This window comes from Marinobacter litoralis (assembly GCF_016427555.1).
In the GTDB taxonomy this organism is placed as follows: domain Bacteria; phylum Pseudomonadota; class Gammaproteobacteria; order Pseudomonadales; family Oleiphilaceae; genus Marinobacter; species Marinobacter litoralis_A.
On sequence record NZ_JAELVS010000001.1, the window covers coordinates 1,191,369 to 1,208,024 of the forward strand.

Annotated in this window: 15 protein-coding genes; 3 read left to right on the forward strand and 12 right to left on the reverse strand. The window is 54.5% G+C overall.

Annotated features, from left to right (window positions below; genetic code table 11):
- Nucleotides 1–7: 7 nt before the first annotated feature.
- From JAO79_RS05440 to tmpT, 4 genes are all read right to left on the reverse strand, one after another.
- On the reverse strand, nucleotides 8–1,564 hold the full coding sequence (locus JAO79_RS05440; protein WP_199006096.1) for a SpoVR family protein: 1,557 nt from the start codon (nucleotides 1,562–1,564) through the stop codon (nucleotides 8–10).
- On the reverse strand, nucleotides 1,561–2,850 hold the full coding sequence (locus tag JAO79_RS05445; protein ID WP_227664436.1) for a YeaH/YhbH family protein: 1,290 nt from the start codon (nucleotides 2,848–2,850) through the stop codon (nucleotides 1,561–1,563). Before JAO79_RS05445 ends, JAO79_RS05440 begins: the two co-directional genes overlap by 4 nt.
- Nucleotides 2,851–2,876: 26 nt before the next feature.
- A complete protein-coding gene (locus tag JAO79_RS05450) occupies nucleotides 2,877–4,799 on the reverse strand; it encodes a PrkA family serine protein kinase (protein ID WP_199006098.1) in 1,923 nt (640 codons plus the stop codon).
- A 174-nt stretch (nucleotides 4,800–4,973) separates the two neighbouring features.
- The gene (gene tmpT / locus JAO79_RS05455; RefSeq protein WP_199006099.1) at nucleotides 4,974–5,633 is read right to left on the reverse strand and encodes a thiopurine S-methyltransferase; all 660 of its coding nucleotides are present in this window, start codon (nucleotides 5,631–5,633) and stop codon (nucleotides 4,974–4,976) included.
- Between the two features lie 75 nt (nucleotides 5,634–5,708).
- On the opposite strand from tmpT, the gene JAO79_RS05460 reads away from it, so the two are divergent.
- Both JAO79_RS05460 and JAO79_RS05465 read left to right on the forward strand, forming a co-directional pair.
- Nucleotides 5,709–6,644 (forward strand): D-2-hydroxyacid dehydrogenase, encoded by a 936-nt coding sequence (locus tag JAO79_RS05460; protein ID WP_199006100.1) that lies wholly within the window; start codon nucleotides 5,709–5,711, stop codon nucleotides 6,642–6,644.
- Between the two features lie 110 nt (nucleotides 6,645–6,754).
- On the forward strand, nucleotides 6,755–8,071 hold the full coding sequence (locus tag JAO79_RS05465; RefSeq protein WP_199006101.1) for a YihY/virulence factor BrkB family protein: 1,317 nt from the start codon (nucleotides 6,755–6,757) through the stop codon (nucleotides 8,069–8,071).
- Here JAO79_RS05465 and JAO79_RS05470 read toward each other — a convergent pair.
- From JAO79_RS05470 to JAO79_RS05485, 4 genes are all read right to left on the reverse strand, one after another.
- Nucleotides 8,068–9,105: an HDOD domain-containing protein gene (locus tag JAO79_RS05470; protein WP_199006102.1), complete on the reverse strand. Its 1,038-nt coding sequence runs from the start codon at nucleotides 9,103–9,105 to the stop codon at nucleotides 8,068–8,070. The two genes, JAO79_RS05465 and JAO79_RS05470, sit on opposite strands and share 4 nt — an antisense overlap.
- An 85-nt stretch (nucleotides 9,106–9,190) precedes the next feature.
- Nucleotides 9,191–10,420 (reverse strand): hypothetical protein, encoded by a 1,230-nt coding sequence (locus JAO79_RS05475; protein WP_199006103.1) that lies wholly within the window; start codon nucleotides 10,418–10,420, stop codon nucleotides 9,191–9,193.
- 137 nt (nucleotides 10,421–10,557) lie between these two features.
- On the reverse strand, nucleotides 10,558–11,292 hold the full coding sequence (locus JAO79_RS05480; RefSeq protein ID WP_199006104.1) for a 16S rRNA (uracil(1498)-N(3))-methyltransferase: 735 nt from the start codon (nucleotides 11,290–11,292) through the stop codon (nucleotides 10,558–10,560).
- 15 nt (nucleotides 11,293–11,307) lie between these two features.
- On the reverse strand, nucleotides 11,308–12,657 hold the full coding sequence (locus JAO79_RS05485; protein ID WP_199006105.1) for an adenosylmethionine--8-amino-7-oxononanoate transaminase: 1,350 nt from the start codon (nucleotides 12,655–12,657) through the stop codon (nucleotides 11,308–11,310).
- A 248-nt stretch (nucleotides 12,658–12,905) separates the two neighbouring features.
- On the opposite strand from JAO79_RS05485, the gene JAO79_RS05490 reads away from it, so the two are divergent.
- Nucleotides 12,906–13,394 (forward strand): DUF2505 domain-containing protein, encoded by a 489-nt coding sequence (locus JAO79_RS05490; protein ID WP_199006106.1) that lies wholly within the window; start codon nucleotides 12,906–12,908, stop codon nucleotides 13,392–13,394.
- Between the two features lie 88 nt (nucleotides 13,395–13,482).
- Here the strand turns inward: JAO79_RS05490 and JAO79_RS05495 are convergent, their stop codons facing one another.
- From JAO79_RS05495 to JAO79_RS05510, 4 genes are all read right to left on the reverse strand, one after another.
- Nucleotides 13,483–14,253, reverse strand: coding sequence for a putative 4-mercaptohistidine N1-methyltransferase (locus JAO79_RS05495; RefSeq protein WP_227664331.1), 771 nt, complete (start codon nucleotides 14,251–14,253; stop codon nucleotides 13,483–13,485).
- Nucleotides 14,254–14,347: 94 nt separating this feature from the next.
- Nucleotides 14,348–15,094: an amino acid ABC transporter ATP-binding protein gene (locus tag JAO79_RS05500; RefSeq protein WP_199006108.1), complete on the reverse strand. Its 747-nt coding sequence runs from the start codon at nucleotides 15,092–15,094 to the stop codon at nucleotides 14,348–14,350.
- Nucleotides 15,095–15,107: 13 nt separating this feature from the next.
- Nucleotides 15,108–15,794 carry an amino acid ABC transporter permease gene (locus tag JAO79_RS05505; protein ID WP_199006109.1) on the reverse strand — a complete coding sequence of 229 codons (687 nt, stop codon included), beginning with the start codon at nucleotides 15,792–15,794 and terminating at the stop codon, nucleotides 15,108–15,110.
- Between the two features lie 56 nt (nucleotides 15,795–15,850).
- Nucleotides 15,851–16,606: a transporter substrate-binding domain-containing protein gene (locus JAO79_RS05510; RefSeq protein ID WP_199006110.1), complete on the reverse strand. Its 756-nt coding sequence runs from the start codon at nucleotides 16,604–16,606 to the stop codon at nucleotides 15,851–15,853.
- Nucleotides 16,607–16,656: the final 50 nt, after the last annotated feature.

Consider the following 16,656-nt stretch of genomic DNA (forward strand, 5'->3'; position numbering starts at 1 on the left):
ATTCCAGTCAGTCGTCATCGGCAGACTGAGGCGGGCATCGGTGAGTGTTTTGTACTTTGCCGTCATCCACCGTTTCGAGGTACACGTCGAAACCCCATAGCCGGTGAACGTGTCGAAGCACTTCATCGGTCTCCTTACCCAAAGGGATGTGGTCAACCGGAATGTGGCGCAGCGTTAGCGAGCGGTCGCCCCGAACGTCCACATTCCAAACCTGAATGTTGGGCTCCCGATAGCTCAGATTGTATTGTGCGGCCAGTTTTTCGCGCAGTGCCCTGTAGCCGGTTTCGTCGTGAATCGCAGTGACCGTGTAATGGTTTTCGTTGTCGTCGTCCTCGATGGCAAATAACTTGAGATCCCGCATTACCTTAGGCGAAAGGTATTGCAGAATGAAACTTTCGTCTTTGAAATTTCGCATCGCGAAATGAAGGGCTTCCAGCCAGTCGGTGCCCGCAATATCAGGGAACCATTCTCGATCTTCGTCGGTGGGCGTTTCGCACATTCTGCGCAGGTCTGTGTAAATCGAGAACCCGAGGGTATAGGGGTTAATGCCAGAGTACCAAGGACTGTTGAACGGTGGCTGGTAGGTCACGGAAGTATGGCTTTGCAGGAATTCCAGCATGAAGCCGTCGGTCACCAGCCCTTTTTCGAACAGCCGATGCAGCAGCGTGTAGTGCCAGAAGCTGGCCCAGCCTTCGTTCATGACCTGAGTCTGGCGTTGCGGGTAAAAGTATTGAGCCAGCTTGCGCACAATCCGAACCAGCTCCCGTTGCCAGGTTTCCAGCAAAGGCGCATTCTTTTCGATGAAGTACAACAGATTCTCCTGCGGCTCGGAGGGGAATCGGGGCTTGCGTTTGACCGGGTCGTCTTCTTCGGGTTTCGGGATCGTGCGCCAAAGGTCGTTTATCCGGCGCTGTTGGTATTCCTCTCTTTCGGTTTGCCGTTGAATTTCTTCCTCGGCGGAAATGGGGGACGGTCGCTTGTAGCGGTCTACGCCATAGTTCATCAAGGCGTGACAGGAATCCAGAATCTCTTCCACAGCATCAATGCCGTAGCGTTCTTCGCATTCAGACACATAGTTTCGGGCGAACACCAGGTAGTCGATGATGGCGTTGGCATCGGTCCAGGTCCGGAACAGGTAATTGCCTTTGAAGAAGGAGTTGTGTCCATAACAGGCATGCGCAACAACCAGTGCCTGCATGGGCAAGGTGTTCTCTTCCATCAGGTAGGCGATGCAGGGGTTGGAATTGATCACGATCTCATAGGCCAACCCCATCTGGCCTCGTTGATACCCCTTGGATGTTTGCAGAAACTGTTTTCCAAAGGACCAATGGTTGTAGCCCACTGGCATGCCCACGGAGCTGTAGGCATCCATCATTTGCTCGGCGGTAATCACCTCAATTTGGTTGGGGTAGGTGTCCAGACCAAATTCGGCGGCGCATTCAGCGATAGCCTCATCGTATTTTCGAATCAGCTCAAAGGTCCATTCCGAACTGGTCGAAATGGGAGAGCCGGTTCCGGGCTTAGCACCTTCCGTATCATTGGGGAGGTCGATTGATTCGTTCATGCCGCTTTCCTCTCGAACAGCTTCCGGAAAACCGGGTATATGTCCGCTGGGTCAGCGATCTGTTGCATGGCAAAGCTCTGCGGGTTCTCGGCCATGAGTTTCTCGTATTCATACCAGAGCGTTTGGTGGTCCAGCGGTGTGATTTCGATGTATGAGTAGTACTGAACTTGGGGCAAAATGCCTTCAGCCAAAAGCTTGCCGCACGTGGGCGAATCATCGTTCCAGTTGTCGCCATCCGAAGCCTGCGCCGCGTAGATGTTCCATTCCGCCGGTGAGTATCTATCGTCGATAATTTTGCGCATGAGTTTCAGTGCACTGGAAACAATGGTGCCGCCGGTCTCGCGCGAGTAGAAAAACTCTTCCTCGGTCACTTCTTTCGCGCTGGTGTGATGGCGAATAAACACCACATCAATCTTCTTGTAGTTCTTTTTCAGGAACATGTAGAGAAGAATAAAGAATCGCTTGGCGATGTCTTTGTGCATCTGGGTCATCGAACCCGACACATCCATCAGGCAGAACATCACCGCGCTGGTGGCCGGCTTGGGCTGTTTGTCGTGCTGGCGGTAGCGCAGGTCGATTTCATCAATGAACGGAATGCGCTTCACGTTAGCTTTCAATTCGGCGATCTCTTCCATGAGCGCTTTGATCTGGTCTTCGTGACTGAACGCTGGGTCCAGATTGTCTGGTGCGCTCTCCAAGGCTTTCAGCTCGGCCTCAAGGTCCCGGATTTTTTTCTTACGGGCGCCGCTTAAACCGAGCCTTCGGGCGTGGGCGCCGCGGAGTGAACGAACAACGTCCAGCTTGGCCGGCACGCCCTGGCTGGTGAAGCCCGCCCGCACGTAGCTGAACGATTCTGTATCCTTGAGTTTCTTGCGGGCCAGATTGGGCAATTCCAGGTCGTCGAACAGAAATTCCAGAAATTCCTCCTGAGTGATCTGAAACACGAACTCATCCATGCCTTCGCCGTCAGGGCTGGCCTGCCCCGAACCCTGGCCTTGTCCACTCCCGCCATCGGGCTTGGCGATGGTGTCTCCGGCTACCCATTCCTGATTGCCCGGATGAACCGCATCCCGGCGCCCCCCATGGCCATGACGAAAAATCGGCTCCTGAATATCTTTAGCCGGAATACTGACCTTCTCGCCTCGCTCCACGTCGGTAATAGAGCGACGTTGCACGGCCTCTGAGACCGCTTTCTTGATGTGATGCCGGTAACGGCGCAGGAACCGTTCCCGGTTCACCGCGCTTTTGTTTTTACCGTTAAGTCGCCGATCGACTATGTGGGTCATGCCCATATTACTGCTCCCGCTGGTCGTTAATGGGACTTACGTACACGCAGATACCATTCGGCTAGCAAACGGACCTGTTTCTCGGTGTACCCCCGATCGACCATGCGTTCGACAAATTGTTTGTGCTTGTTCTGGTCCTCCTGACTGGCTTTCGGATTGAACGAAATAACCGGTAGTAAGTCTTCGGTGTTCGAGAACATTTTCTTCTCGATCACGCTGCGCAGCTTTTCGTAACTGAGCCAGGACGGGTTCTCGCCATGGTTGTTGGCACGGGCCCGCAGTACGAAATTGACCACTTCGTTGCGGAAATCTTTCGGGTTGCTGATGCCCGCGGGTTTTTCGATTTTTTCCAGCTCGTCGTTGATAGAGGAGCGGTCCAGAATGTCCCCGGTTTCCGGATCCCGGAATTCCTGGTCCTGAATCCACAGGTCGGCGTAGGTGACGTAGCGGTCGAACAGGTTCTGGCCGTATTCGCTGTAGCTTTCCAGATACGCCGTCTGGATCTCTTTGCCGATGAACTGCACATAGTGAGGCGCCAGGTACTCTTTGATGAAGCGTAGGTATTTTTCCTGAGTCTCGGGCGCGTACTGCTCCTGCTCAATCTGTTTTTCCAGTACATACAGCAGGTGAACCGGGTTGGCCGCGATTTCTGTAGTGTCGAAGTTGAAGACCTTCGACAAAATCTTGAATGCAAAACGGGTGGACAAACCATCCATGCCTTCCATAACCCCAGCCGCATCCCGATATTCCTGAATGGATTTTGCCTTCGGGTCGGTGTCTTTGATGTTCTGGCCGTCGTACACCTTCATCTTCGAGAAAATGCTCGAATTTTCCGGGTCTTTGATGCGCGATAGCACCGAGAACTGAGCCAGCATGTCCAAAGTGTCCGGTGCGCAAGGCGCGCCCGACAGCGAGCTGTTTTTCAGCAACTTGCGGTAGATCTCGATCTCTTCGGTGACCCGAACGCAGTAGGGCACTTTGACGATATAGACCCGGTCGAGGAAGGCCTCGTTGTGCTTGTTATTGCGGAAGGTTTGCCATTCGGATTCGTTGGAGTGGGCCAGTATCACGCCATCAAAGGGCACCGATCCCATGCCTTCGGTGGTGTTGTAGTTGCCTTCCTGTGTGGCGGTCAGCAACGGGTGCAGCACTTTGATCGGCGCTTTGAACATTTCCACAAATTCCAGCAAGCCCTGGTTTGCTTTACAGAGGCCGCCACTGAAACTGTACGCATCCGGATCGTCTTGCGAGAAATCCTCCAGCATGCGGATGTTCACTTTACCGACGAGAGCGGAAATGTCCTGGTTGTTGTCATCTCCTGGCTCGGTTTTCGACACCGCAATCTGGTCGAGAATCGAAGGGTAGCGTTTCACCACCCGGAACTGGCTGATGTCGCCGCCAAACTCGTGCAGGCGCTTAACGGCCCACGGCGACATGATGTTATTCAGGTACCGGCCCGGAATGCCGTATTCTTCCTCCAGAATGTGGCTGTCCTCTTCTGAGCTGAACAAGCCCAGCGGGCTTTCGTTCACCGGTGAGTCTTTGATGGCGTAAAAGGGCACTTTTTGCATCAGTGCTTTCAGCTTTTCGGCGAGTGACGATTTACCACCACCGACCGGGCCAAGCAGATAGAGAATCTGTTTCTTTTCCTCCAGCCCCTGGGCGGCATGACGGAAAAAAGCCACGATGTTTTCTACCGCTTCTTCCATGCCGTAGAACTCGCTGAATTCCGGATAACGCTTGATGACTTTGTTGGAAAAAATACGCGAGAGGCGAGGGTCTCGGGAGGTGTCGATCAGTTCCGGCTCGCCGATGGCAATTAACATACGCTCCGCGGCGGTGGCGTAGGCTGTTGGATCGTTTTTGCAGATCTCCAGGTATTCCTCAAGAGAGAATTCTTCTTCCTGAGTTTGTGCATACCGGTCTTTGAAATGCTGCAGAATGCTCATAGATACCCTCGCTTACATTCGCTTGTTATGGACAGTTCTAACTCACGCAGTGTCTCCGCAGTGCCCCGGCAGTTGTGACCCGGGGCCGTGTGATTGGTTGGATGGGTTGTTTAATTTGAGCTTAGTTCAGACTCGTGAGGTTGGACAGGCCGAGTGCAGAAAGGGTTCATTAAATTATCTTTTGGTGAGTTTGAACACGCTTTCTGTGGCTCCTTTGCTCAGACCTTTTCGCTTCGCGAAGGGGCTGTCGTGCGCCATGTCTTGCGTGTGTATCAGTGTAATGTTGTAGTCTTCAGAAAAGAGCTTGCGAACTTCGTCATCGCTGACATTGAAAGGAGGGCCCTTCATCTCCTGACTGTCGTAGTCGAGGGTGATCAGCAATATGGTGAGGTTCTCCGGTGTGACGGCTGTCAGGTGATTGACATAGTCTTGGCGCATTTCCGGCGGCAGGGCGATAAGAGCAGCTCTGTCGTAGACTAGGCGGATGTGTTTGAGGTCTTGGGGCACCAGCTGGAAAAAGTCGCCGCACCACAGTTGCAGGCTGCCGTGGGTGAACGTGGTGAAGGGTTCGCCCGGGCTGACCATGGCTTTTTCACCAGCTTCCTCGAAAAAGTCCTTGCAAGCCACGTCGCTGAGCTCAACACCAATAATGGGGTGGCCCCGGTCGTGCAGCCACCACATATCGTGGGCTTTGCCGCACAGCGGCACAAACACCGCGTCGGTCCCTGAGCCGGCCAGCTGCGGCCAGTGATCGTGCAGGTACTGGTTAACAGTGCCTTCGTGAAAGCCGATTTGCTCTTTGGCCCAGCGTTCGTGCCAGAATTCGTGCTCCATGGTGCGTGCCTCTGCGATTGATCAATTTGTTTCAGTCTAGCTTAATCTGTTCACTGCTTGAGACAGGAGAAAAGTATGAAAGCCGTTTTTCTGGATGCCAAAACTCTTGGCGATGATGTGGACTTGGCCCCCATAGAGCAAGTGACCGGCGGATTAACCTGCCACGAACGCACAGCGCCGGAGCAGGTCTTGGAACGCATCCGCGGGTTTGACACGGTGCTGGTGAACAAAGTGGTGCTGGGGCGGGAGCACTTCGAAGCTTGCCCGGAAGTGAAAACCATCGCCGTGGTGGCGACCGGTTTGAACAACATAGATCTGGAGGCGGCGAAAGCGCACGGTATCGCAGTGCTCAACGTGAACAATTACGGCCGATCCACCGTTGCCCAACACACCATGGCATTGATGTTGGCGTTGGCAACAAGACTGCTGGATTACAACCGGGATGCCCGTGATGGCACCTGGGCACGCAGTGACATGTTCTGCCTGATGGATCATCCGATCATGGAGCTTGAGGGTAAAACGCTGGGTATTCTGGGCTACGGTGATTTGGGGCAGGGTGTTGCCGAGCGGGCGAAGGCGTTTGGAATGAATATTGTGTTGGGATGTCGCCCCGGACAAGAGGCGGGCAGTGTGGATGGCTATCCGCGTATTCCGTTGGACGAGCTGTTGACTCAAGCTGACGTGTTATCACTGCACTGTTTGTTAACCGAAGAAACTCGGAACTTGATTGGTGAGAGAGAGTTGGCGTTGATGAAACCCAGCGCGCTACTGATCAACACCAGTCGGGGTGGGTTGGTTGATGAAAACGCTTTGGCAAAGTCTCTGCGAGACCGGCAGATCTCCGGGGCAGGGTTTGACGTGTTGACCGAAGAGCCCCCGCGCAACGGTAACCCGCTGCTGGCGGACGATATTCCAAATCTGATCGTGACCCCTCATTCCGCCTGGGCCAGCCGGGAAGCCCGGCAGAGGATTGTGGGAATAACGGCGGCTAACCTGAAGTCTGTGAAATGAAGACAGCGTAAAAGGGGGCGCTTTAGCGGTTCCAGAAATGGGCAATGGCAGGTTGTTTACTGCCATCTGCCTGATAAGCTGTAGAAAAGACCAACAAAGTAGGATTCTACGTGGCGTCTACACAATTTAAGGAGCGGCTTCAGGCCGCAGAAGACTGGATTCTTTCAAACCCTAATCCGCCCCAATCCTGGCCGTGGACATGGCTGTACAAGTCGGGCCGGTCTTTGTATGCCTTGGTTCGGGATGTCATCAGTGGTCAGCTCACTCTGCATTCCATGAGTTTGGTGTACACCACGCTCCTGAGTATTGTGCCTTTGCTGGCGCTGAGTTTTTCGGTCCTGAAGGCGTTGGGTGTGCATCAGCGCATGGAACCGTTCCTGTATCAGTTTTTCCAGCCGATGGGGCCGCAAGGCATCGAAATTGCGGAGCAGATCCTCGGGTTCGTCGATAACATTAAAGTTGGCGTGCTAGGGTCGGTGGGCTTGGCATTGCTGGTGTATACCGTGATCTCGTTGGTCCAGAAGATCGAGCGGTCGTTCAACATGATTTGGCGCGTGCCGGATATGCGCTCAATGGCACAGCGATTCAGCAACTATCTTAGCGTTATTATGGTGGGGCCATTGTTAATGGTGTCTGCCGTGGGTGCTACGGCCACGGTGCTGTCGTCGGATATCGCACAAACGCTATTAGCCATCGAACCGTTTGGATCGCTCATTGTCATAGCCACCCGATTTACCCCCTTCTTTCTGGTCGTGGCGGCGTTCACCTTCGTCTATATCTTCATTCCTAACACTCGCGTGAAGTTCCGTTATGCCTTTATAGCGGGCCTGCTGGCGGGTATTTCCTGGCAAGCGGGCGGGATGCTCTTCGCCTCGTTTGTCGCCGGGTCCGCCAAGTACGCGGCGATCTATTCAGGCTTTGCGGTCGGGATTATTTTGCTGATCTGGATCTACCTGAACTGGATGATTCTTTTGCTGGGGGCCAGCTTGGCCTTCTACATGCAGAACCCCGGTTCGGTCGCCAAAAAACGCAATGTGCAAATGGCGCCCGAGCTGCAGGAACGGGTCGCTTTGGCCTTGATGTGGATGGTGGCCAAGCCTTTCAGTCAGGGCGAGCCCGCTCCTCAGCAAGAGTCGTTGGAGCACGAGCTACGAGTGCCGGGTGAAGTAACGCGGCGTGTCAGTGATAAGTTAATCCGGGCGGGAGTGTTGAGTTTGGCCGGGCGCAACGGCGACCAACTGGTGCCCGGGCGGGCGCTGGATTTGATCACGGTCGAGATGGTCCTGAAGGTGGTGCGGCGCGATGAGGACAAGGTGGTTGACCGCTTGCCGGCGAACGCGCTGCCCACGCAATTGATTGATGTGTCTTTCGGGCGGGACGACGTCAGTTTTGCGGACTTGCTTGGGAAAACCGCAGGCGGCGGCTAGTGCTCGCTGCCGCCTTCTTTAAGCATTGTCAGTACCGCTGCGCGAACTTGGTCGAGCTGCTGTGGAGAGATATGAACAAGCTTCAGCAGGTCTTCCTCCGCCAGGTTGCGCTGCCGGGCATGGCGCAGAACTTCTCGCGTTCCCACCAACAGCCCATCCAGTAGTGGCCAGTTTTCCTGTTTGGGGGCTGGCCTTTCGGCGGATAGCAGCCACGCGTGGTATTTCGGCGGCAAGGCCCAAACATTCGCCAGTAACTGGCATGTCGCCCATTGGTATTGCGCCAACGCAAGCCTGAGCAAGGCAGGCTCGGGGTCGCTGTCAATGTTTTGCGCCCGGCAGATGGCGGCAATTTCGCGGCGGATGGTGATGTAAGCCAACGACGGCAGCAAACCTACCATGAAGTGCGCACTGGTATCGTCGTTGTGAATTCTGGCAATCATTTCTGCAGAGCGCGCGCAGGTCAGGCCCCAGCGCCATGCCCGCTGAGCAAACAGAGCTTCCGAGCTGTTTCTGGCCGCCATCATCGGGCGCATTACCGCCGCTGCGATGACATTTCTGATGCCGTTCAAGCCGAGAACAAACACCGCCTGGTCAACCGACTCAATAAGGTAGTCGCCCGGTTTGAATTGCGGGCTGTTGGCGATCTGAAGCAGCTGATCGGTCAATGACGGATCGCTCAGAATGATATCGGTCAGGTGCTTGCGGTCTGTGGTTTCCGCTGACAGCGCTCGCATGAGCATCGGCAAGGTTCCGGGTTTGCGAGGCAACTCTTCCATTGAGTTGGTTTGCAATCGATGCCCCAGCTCGGCCAGGATCTTGTCTCCACGGGATGCATCTTTTTTCAGCTGCGCAGGTTGAACGTCCAGCAGCCAGCAAAACAGGTGCTCTTCCAGGCGAGGGGGAGGCGTGGGGGCGGGCTTTTCGCTGGCTGACGGCTCGTTTGCCGCATGATTGAATAAGCGGGTTTCTTGCACAGTTTGCGCGGGTTGCCTCTTCGCAAACAGGCCCGAAACCCAAGAGATAAATCCCGGCATCCATTGCCTCCGAACGGGTATGTCTTGAGTGATTTGTCCTGTGAGTATAGATATGTGCAACTTCTCTGCACAGTATTCCTTAGTTTTACAGGAGGGCGTCGCCGAAAATAAAGATCAGCTGGCCGATACCGGCTGCCATTCCGAGGAACGCGCCAACCAGGATCAATTTGATTTCGTCTTCCTGAAAACAGGGGCGTAGCAGGTCCTGGAACTCTTCTGATGAGAGCGCAATCATCCTTTCCACCATTATGGATTCAACCGCGCGAGCCCGGTCTTTTTCAAACGCCGGGTTGTCGAAGGAGCTGTGCGAGATACTAATGGCTTTTTCACCTACCTGATTCTTCAGTGCTGCAAAACCGGTGGGACCGAAGGCCATTTGAGTGAAAGCTTTGCCCAAGCCGGCGGTCTCGTCGACCAGCGGTTTGATGTGTTTTTTTACCATGTTGCGAGCGCGATCGCCTTTCGGACCTTCCAGTATGCTCTGAATGATGTTGCCTACGGTAAGGATCTCGTGAGTTACAATGTGGCAGAAAGACTGAGCCACCTCTGGCTGACGCTTTAGAAAGAGGCCTTGAACCTTCAGTGGGCCGATTGTGTGTTGTTTTAAGGGGCGGAATATCACGTTCAGGGCGATCCAGTTGGTCGCCCATCCGACTAGCAGGCCAAATACCGGGAGTACCCAGACGGCTGGATAGAGATACCAAACCGCCATTTGGATAAGCCCGAAGAGAAAACCGAAGTACAGACCGGAATTAATAATGAACCGAAATTCAACATCGCCGCATTCCAGAAAAATTCGATTAAGCAGGCGTTTATCTTTGGCCAGACGATCGATCACCATGCCTTTGATATCGAGCAAATCTTCGATGTTATAGGCGATATCCTGAACCAGGTTGTCAACCAGTTGCGGAGTGGCTTTTCTGACCCGTTCGTACACCAGCTTGCGTGCCGACGAGGGCAGATTCTCCCAAAAGGTGGGGTGTTCTCTGAGCATGAGTTCGTCGACGTATTCTTCAACGCGCGGTTCAACGGTGTAGATGATGTGGGCAGCGAGAACGTTCGGATCTATCTGCTCGAAAATTTCCTCAACAGTGCCGATTTTGGAGATGGTGGCATCGACGCTGATGGCCGCCATTTTTCTGGCCTTCGAGGGAATGATGCCCTGCCAGCCGAGCAAGGGCGGCTTGCCGATGAATTCCAAAGGATAGAATGTCATCTTGATGGCCAGCCAATTGGTACCCCATCCGATCATAGCGGCGATTACAGGAATGCTGAGGTACTGCCAGAATTCCGGGGTAGAAAATAAATCTGTCATCCTGAGCTCGCATCGTCAGTTGTTATTGCCAGAAGGGTTTCGGCTGGCTTTAGATAAGCTATGAATGATGTGGAGCACAGCAGGTTCTGTCAATGACTGAGCTGCCGCGAAAATTGCGTGTCACGGTCATGAATCGGTTAACCGCCGATGTCTCCCCACAACCACTGGCACAGCGCCATGGCGGCAACCGGAGCTGTTTCCGTGCGCAGAACTCTGGGGCCAAGGGCTACCGGCAGAAAGCCGCTTTGTTCGGCTTGGGCGATCTCGTCGGCGGTTAATCCGCCTTCCGGCCCGATCATCAGAGCAACGTTGGCAGGTTTGTCGAGCGTGTTCAAAGAGTGCTCCGTGCGGTGGTGCAGCACCAGTCGAAGATCGCAGGATTGGCTGTGTTCCAGCCATTCCTGAACCGACATAACCGGGAGAATCTCCGGTACCTTCGCCCGGCCACATTGTTCGGCCGCGCTGATTGCAACCTGTTGCCAGTGGCGCAGGCGTTTTTCTTCGCGGTCGCCTTTCAGTTTTACGTCACTGCGTTGGGTGCTCAGGGGCACAATGGTGGTAACGCCCATTTCCACCGCTTTCTGAACCGCGTAATCCATGCGATCACCTTTCGACAAGGTTTGCCCGAGGGTGATCGTAAGTGGCGATTCTGTTGCATTGTCCTCACGGCTCAGGACGTCAACTGTGACATTCTTCTTGCTGGCCTGAGTGATGGTTGCGCGGTAATCGTAGCCATCGTTATTGAAAAGCCGCAACTCTTGCCCCGGCTGCATGCGCAGTACCCTGCCAACGTGATTTGCAGCGTTGTCGTCGAGTTCACACTGGCTGCCCTCGTTCAGAGGGCTGTCGGTGAAAATTCTGGGTATGCGCATGGGGGCCGGAACTCCTTAGCCTTTTACGGCGATGTCGATGCCTTCAGTTGCCACCTGAGCCAGATGGCGAATCTGGTCTTCAGTGATGACATAAGGGGGCATGAAATATACCACGTTCCCTAGTGGGCGTAGCAGGGCTTCGCGCGTCAGTGAGTGTTGGTACACTTTCAGGCCACGGCGTTCCTGCCAGGGGAAGGGGGTCTTGGACGCCTTGTCTTTGACCATCTCGATGGCCAGGGTCATGCCGTGTTGGCGGATGTCGCCGACGTGGGGATGGTCGGCCAAATGGGCGACGGAATCGGCCATGCAGCGCGACAGCTGACGGTTCTTTTCGATGACGTTGTCGTCCCGGAAGATGTCCAGCGTGGCCAAAGCAACGGCGCAGCCGATGGGGTTGCCGGTGTAGCTGTGGCTGTGCAGGAACGCCTTCAGAGTTTCGTAGTCGTCGTAGAACGCCTCGTAGACGGTATCGGTGGTCAGCACGACCGAAAGCGGCAGATAGCCCGCCGTCAGTCCTTTGGACAAGCACATGAAGTCGGGTGTGATACCGGACTGCTCGCAGGCAAACAGGGTACCGGTGCGGCCAAAGCCAACGGCAATTTCATCCGCGATCAAATGCACGCCATAGCGATCGCAGGCTTCACGCAATTTGGTGTGGTAAATCGGGTGGTGCATGCGCATACCGCCGGCACACTGAATCAGTGGCTCCACCACAACGGCGCATATTTCATCGTGTTTTTCGGCCAGCAGTTTTTCCATCGCCTCGAACTGGCGAAGGGCGTAGGCTTCGTCGCTTTCGCCGGGCTCCGCGTTATAGGCATCCGGTGATGGCGCGGTGATCACTTCCATCAGCAGCGGCTGGTAGGTGTCTTTGTACAGACCAACATCTCCAAGCGCCAATGCCCCAAGGGTTTCGCCGTGGTAGCTGTTGCTCAGGTTCACAAAGTTCTTTTTGCCCGGTTTGCCAAGGTTCTTCCAGTAATGAAAGCTCATCTTGAGTGCAGCTTCGATGGCGGATGACCCGTTATCGGCATAGAAACATTTGTTGAGGCCTTCCGGTGTGACCTCAATCAGGCGCTCGGAAAGGTTCACCACGGGTTCGTGAGTGAACCCCGCAAGAATGACGTGTTCCAGCTCACTGACCTGCTGCTGGATCGCCGCGTTTATTCTGGGGTTGGCATGGCCGAAAAGGTTGACCCACCAAGAGCTGACCGCGTCTATAAACCGGTTGTTTTCGAAATCCTCCAACCAAACACCTTCGCCACGCTTGATGGGGACAAGTGGCAGGGTTTCGTGGTCTTTCATCTGGGTGCAGGGGTGCCACACAGATTTGAGGCCGCGGGCGACAAGATCAGCATTACGCATAAGGCGGGGCTCCAGTAGGGCAGTTGTTTAAAGATCAAAGTTGTTCGCTGTTAACCGGTTTTGATAATACAGTTAACAGCGACTGCTGACTACCGGGGGTGGTTAAGGGGGCGGGCCAGAAAACCCGTCGAACAGAGTGACAATGTGATCCATTCGTCTGGCCTCCACGCCATAGCGTACTGCCGTCAGGGCCAATGCTGTAGCGCATGTGTGTCGTAACAATAGCGGCATCATACGATGGAGGATTTATGGAACTGACACTTGAGCATTCATACGATGCAGGGCTAGATCACGTGATCAGCCACTTTTTTTCAGAAGAACAGATTCTTGCCAAGAACGAGAAAGTGGGAGCTCGCAACGTAAAAGTTGTCGATGTGCAAAAAGACTCCGTCGCCGGAAAGCTGGTTGTCGAGCGTGAAATGAAGGCGTCGGCCGAGGTGCCAGGCGTGCTATCCAGTTTTCATCGTGAGTGGAACGAAATCCGTCAGGAAGAGCACTGGGTCAAAAAAGATGACGGCGAGTGGCACTGCGAGTTTCGGGTGAAAGTGGAAGGTGTTCCGGCCAAGATCAAAGGCGTGATGCGCGTTCAGGGTAATGCCGACACCTGTACCAACAGCATCAACATCACCGTGAAGTCTGATGTGCCTTTTCTGGGCAAGAAGATTGCGCGCTTCCTGGCTGATGATACCCGCACCAAGATCAACCTCGAGCACGAGGCCATCGCGTCTTTGCTGTGATGACGATCGTGAGCCTGTCGGTGCAATGCCTGCAGGCTTAAAGACGCGTTCTTTGGCGGGCCGGATATTCTGGCTCGCCAAAGATTGCTTATCGGGGTAGTCGCTCCCAAAGAGTCACTTCTGACAAAGTATGTTGGAATTTGTGTTGGGTCTCACGGATCACAAAGGGTACTTTCTCTGGTGCCTGAATGAGCCGGAAGTTCGGGCTCAGAATCTCCTTCAAGCCATCCAGTGTGGTGTAATCCTCCCCGTCTTTTTGGAAGCCTCCGATCCATTCGTCTTTCGGTGTATGCTCTTCCATCCAGGTATAGGGTGAGGCAATCAGCAGAATGCCGGCATCGTTGATGCGCTGGTGAATGTTGTTCAAAAACAGCCTGGGCTTGTACAGGCGGTCAATCAGGTTGGCGGCCAGTACCAGATCGTAATCGGTGAATCTCCCTTCCAGGTTGCAGGCATCCCCCTGATAGAAAGAGACCTTCGACGCGCAGGCATCCAGCCCCATGTCTTTTAGCGACCGTGTACGCTCGCTTGTCAGCTCGCCTTCCTCGGTCAGTGGATAGCGCACCGAACCCTGTCTCGCCATTTCAGACGCCAGATGAACAAAGTTGGCGGAAAAGTCGATGCCTTCTACTTCGTCAAACTGCTTCGCTAATTCGAAGCTCGCACGGCCACAGGCGCACCCCAAGTCCAGCGCTTTGCCTCTTGGCTTGCCTGCCATCGCCGCTAGCGCACGCTCTGCCAACGCTTTCGGGAAGTTTTCCACGCCATACCAGGTGTCGCCAAAGTGGAACTCTGCGTATTCTGCCAGCAACCGGTTACTTTCGTAGTAGGCGTGGGGCTGAGGGGCTGGTCGGGTCATGGTTGAAAACGATCCTCTTGAAACAGAAACCCCGACTTCGTGCGTTCTCGCGGATGGCCGAAATCGGGGTGTTGATGGGGCAGAGCGCGGTTCGTTAGTGTGCCAAGACCCGGGACAAAAACGCTTGCGTTCTTTCGTTTTGCGGGTTGTCGAACACATCCGAGGGTTTGCCTTCTTCGACAATCTGCCCTTCGTGAATGTAAATCACCCGGTCGGCCACTTCACGGGCAAAGCCCATTTCGTGGGTGACCACCATCATGGTCATGCCTTCTTTGGCCAGCTCGCGCATAACGTCCAGAACTTCACCGATCATTTCCGGATCCAGCGCAGAGGTTGGCTCGTCAAACAGCATCAGCCGGGGCTCCATCGCCAATGCGCGGGCAATGGCGACCCGTTGTTGCTGTCCGCCCGAAAGCTGGCTGGGGTACTTGTCGGCCTGATTGCCGATGCCTACCCGCTCCAAAAGCCTTTCAGCGGTCGCGTTGGCCACAACCTGGGAGGTGTTTTTTACTTTCATTGGCGCCAGCATGATGTTCTTCCTCACGGTTAGATGAGGGAACAGATTGAACTGCTGGAACACCATGCCCACTTCTTTGCGGATCTCTGCCAGTGTTTTCTGGTTGCCACCCTTCGGGGCCAGGTCTTGGTTATCGACACTCAAGGTGCCGAATTCATACTCTTCCAGGCCGTTCACACAGCGGATCAGGGTGGATTTACCGGAGCCACTGGCGCCGATGATCACCACCACTTCACCTTGTTCAACGGACAGGTCTATATCTTTCAGGACATGCAGTTTGCCGAAATACTTGTTCATGCCCTTCATCGTGACTATCTGAGTCATGGTTCGAGTTCCTTCAGATGGATGCAAGGCCGCGGCGTTCCATTAACCGCAGAACCAGAGACAAGGACAAGGTAATCGCCAAATACATCAGCGCCACCACGAAATACACCTCAAAAGCGGTAAAGGTGTTGGCAATGTAAACCTGACCTTGACGAACCAGTTCACCGACACCGATAACCGAAAACAGAGAGGTGTCCTTGATACTCACGATGGCTTGATTGCCGAGCGGCGGAATCATGCGCCGGAACGCCTGCGGCCAGATGATTGACCAGAAGGTTTGTGTGCGGGACAAACCCAAAGACAGGCCGGCTTCGCTTTGGCCCTTGGCAATCGACTGTACGCCGCCACGAACCACTTCCGAAATGTATGCGCCGGAGTTCAGAGCAATGGCGGCGATACCGGCTGTGAGCGGATCGATAGGGCCGCCGACCAGATCGGGCAGGCCGTAGAAGATAAACAGTACCTGCACGAGAATCGGTGTGCCCCGGAAAATTTCGATGTAGGCGGTGGCCGGCCAGCGCAGAAACCATTTTTTGTTGATGCTGAGCAAACCAAAAATAATGCCCAGAACAAAACCGATGGCAAGGCCACCGAAGGAAATCATCAGGGTGTAGGGAATGCCCTTGGCGAGATAGGGAATGGCATGAATCGCTGCCTGCCAGTCAAATTGAAACTGGAATTCCACAGTGTGTGTCTCCATTGGGTTGGGAGGAACCGGTCAGGGCATCGTGCGCCCTGACCGGAACGCGTGGAGGTTTATTGGTCTTCAGGCATCGGCCCGAACCATTTTTCGTAAATGGTTTTGTAGGTGCCGTCTTCTTTGATTTCAGCCAGCGCTTCGTTGACCGGGCCAACCCATTTGCTGCCTTTCTTCAGAGCAATGCCGTACTGCTGGCCTTCATACAGAGGGCCAACCACCTCGACCTTGCCTTTGCCTTTGGTGCTGGCAAAGTAGCCAACGTTCGGAGCGTCATAGAAAACCGCATCGATCGCACGAGACATCAGTGCCATGTACATATCGGAGCTGCCCGGGTAAGGGGTAACGCCGTCATCGTCTTCGAGGGTTTTCATCAGGTAGTCGTAACTGGTACTGCCGATTTTGGAGCCGACTTTCTTGCCTTCAAGGTCCGACATCTCGTCCATGTCAGAGCCTGAGCGTACCAAAATCCGGAGGCCGGAATCGTAATAGGGGTCGGAGAAATCAACGATCTCGCCACGCTCTTCGGTGATGGTAATTCCGGCGATGGCGATGTCTACATTGCCCGTTTGCAGGGCGGGAATAATGCCGTTGAAGTCCATGGTGTTGAGGTCGTAGTCAAAGCCTGCCCGTTCGGCAACCGCGGCAATGATCTCCATGTCGAAACCGATCATTTCGCCGGTTTCCTGATCCATCATTTCAAATGGAACGAAACTGGGGTCGGTGACTACGCGAAGCGTCTCTGCACTGACCGACGTTGCAGCTACGGAAAGTGCCAAACCGGCGCCCAGTGTTTTTAGCCATTTGCTGCTCATGCTTTCTCCTAAGTCTTGTTATGGTTCCTTCTGCCCGGTAAGACAGACCA

What these genes read in the sequence shown, in the direction of transcription:
- JAO79_RS05440 (WP_199006096.1), bottom strand. Translation starts at nt 1,564, where the DNA reads ATGAACGAATCAATCGACCTCCCCAATGATACGGAAGGTGCTAAGCCC.
- JAO79_RS05445 (WP_227664436.1), bottom strand. Translation starts at nt 2,850, where the DNA reads ATGACCCACATAGTCGATCGGCGACTTAACGGTAAAAACAAAAGCGCG.
- JAO79_RS05450 (WP_199006098.1), bottom strand. Translation starts at nt 4,799, where the DNA reads ATGAGCATTCTGCAGCATTTCAAAGACCGGTATGCACAAACTCAGGAA.
- tmpT (WP_199006099.1), bottom strand. Translation starts at nt 5,633, where the DNA reads ATGGAGCACGAATTCTGGCACGAACGCTGGGCCAAAGAGCAAATCGGC.
- JAO79_RS05460 (WP_199006100.1), top strand. Translation starts at nt 5,709, where the DNA reads ATGAAAGCCGTTTTTCTGGATGCCAAAACTCTTGGCGATGATGTGGAC.
- JAO79_RS05470 (WP_199006102.1), bottom strand. Translation starts at nt 9,105, where the DNA reads ATGCCGGGATTTATCTCTTGGGTTTCGGGCCTGTTTGCGAAGAGGCAA.
- JAO79_RS05475 (WP_199006103.1), bottom strand. Translation starts at nt 10,420, where the DNA reads ATGACAGATTTATTTTCTACCCCGGAATTCTGGCAGTACCTCAGCATT.
- JAO79_RS05480 (WP_199006104.1), bottom strand. Translation starts at nt 11,292, where the DNA reads ATGCGCATACCCAGAATTTTCACCGACAGCCCTCTGAACGAGGGCAGC.
- JAO79_RS05485 (WP_199006105.1), bottom strand. Translation starts at nt 12,657, where the DNA reads ATGCGTAATGCTGATCTTGTCGCCCGCGGCCTCAAATCTGTGTGGCAC.
- JAO79_RS05490 (WP_199006106.1), top strand. Translation starts at nt 12,906, where the DNA reads ATGGAACTGACACTTGAGCATTCATACGATGCAGGGCTAGATCACGTG.
- JAO79_RS05495 (WP_227664331.1), bottom strand. Translation starts at nt 14,253, where the DNA reads ATGACCCGACCAGCCCCTCAGCCCCACGCCTACTACGAAAGTAACCGG.
- JAO79_RS05500 (WP_199006108.1), bottom strand. Translation starts at nt 15,094, where the DNA reads ATGACTCAGATAGTCACGATGAAGGGCATGAACAAGTATTTCGGCAAA.
- JAO79_RS05505 (WP_199006109.1), bottom strand. Translation starts at nt 15,794, where the DNA reads ATGGAGACACACACTGTGGAATTCCAGTTTCAATTTGACTGGCAGGCA.
- JAO79_RS05510 (WP_199006110.1), bottom strand. Translation starts at nt 16,606, where the DNA reads ATGAGCAGCAAATGGCTAAAAACACTGGGCGCCGGTTTGGCACTTTCC.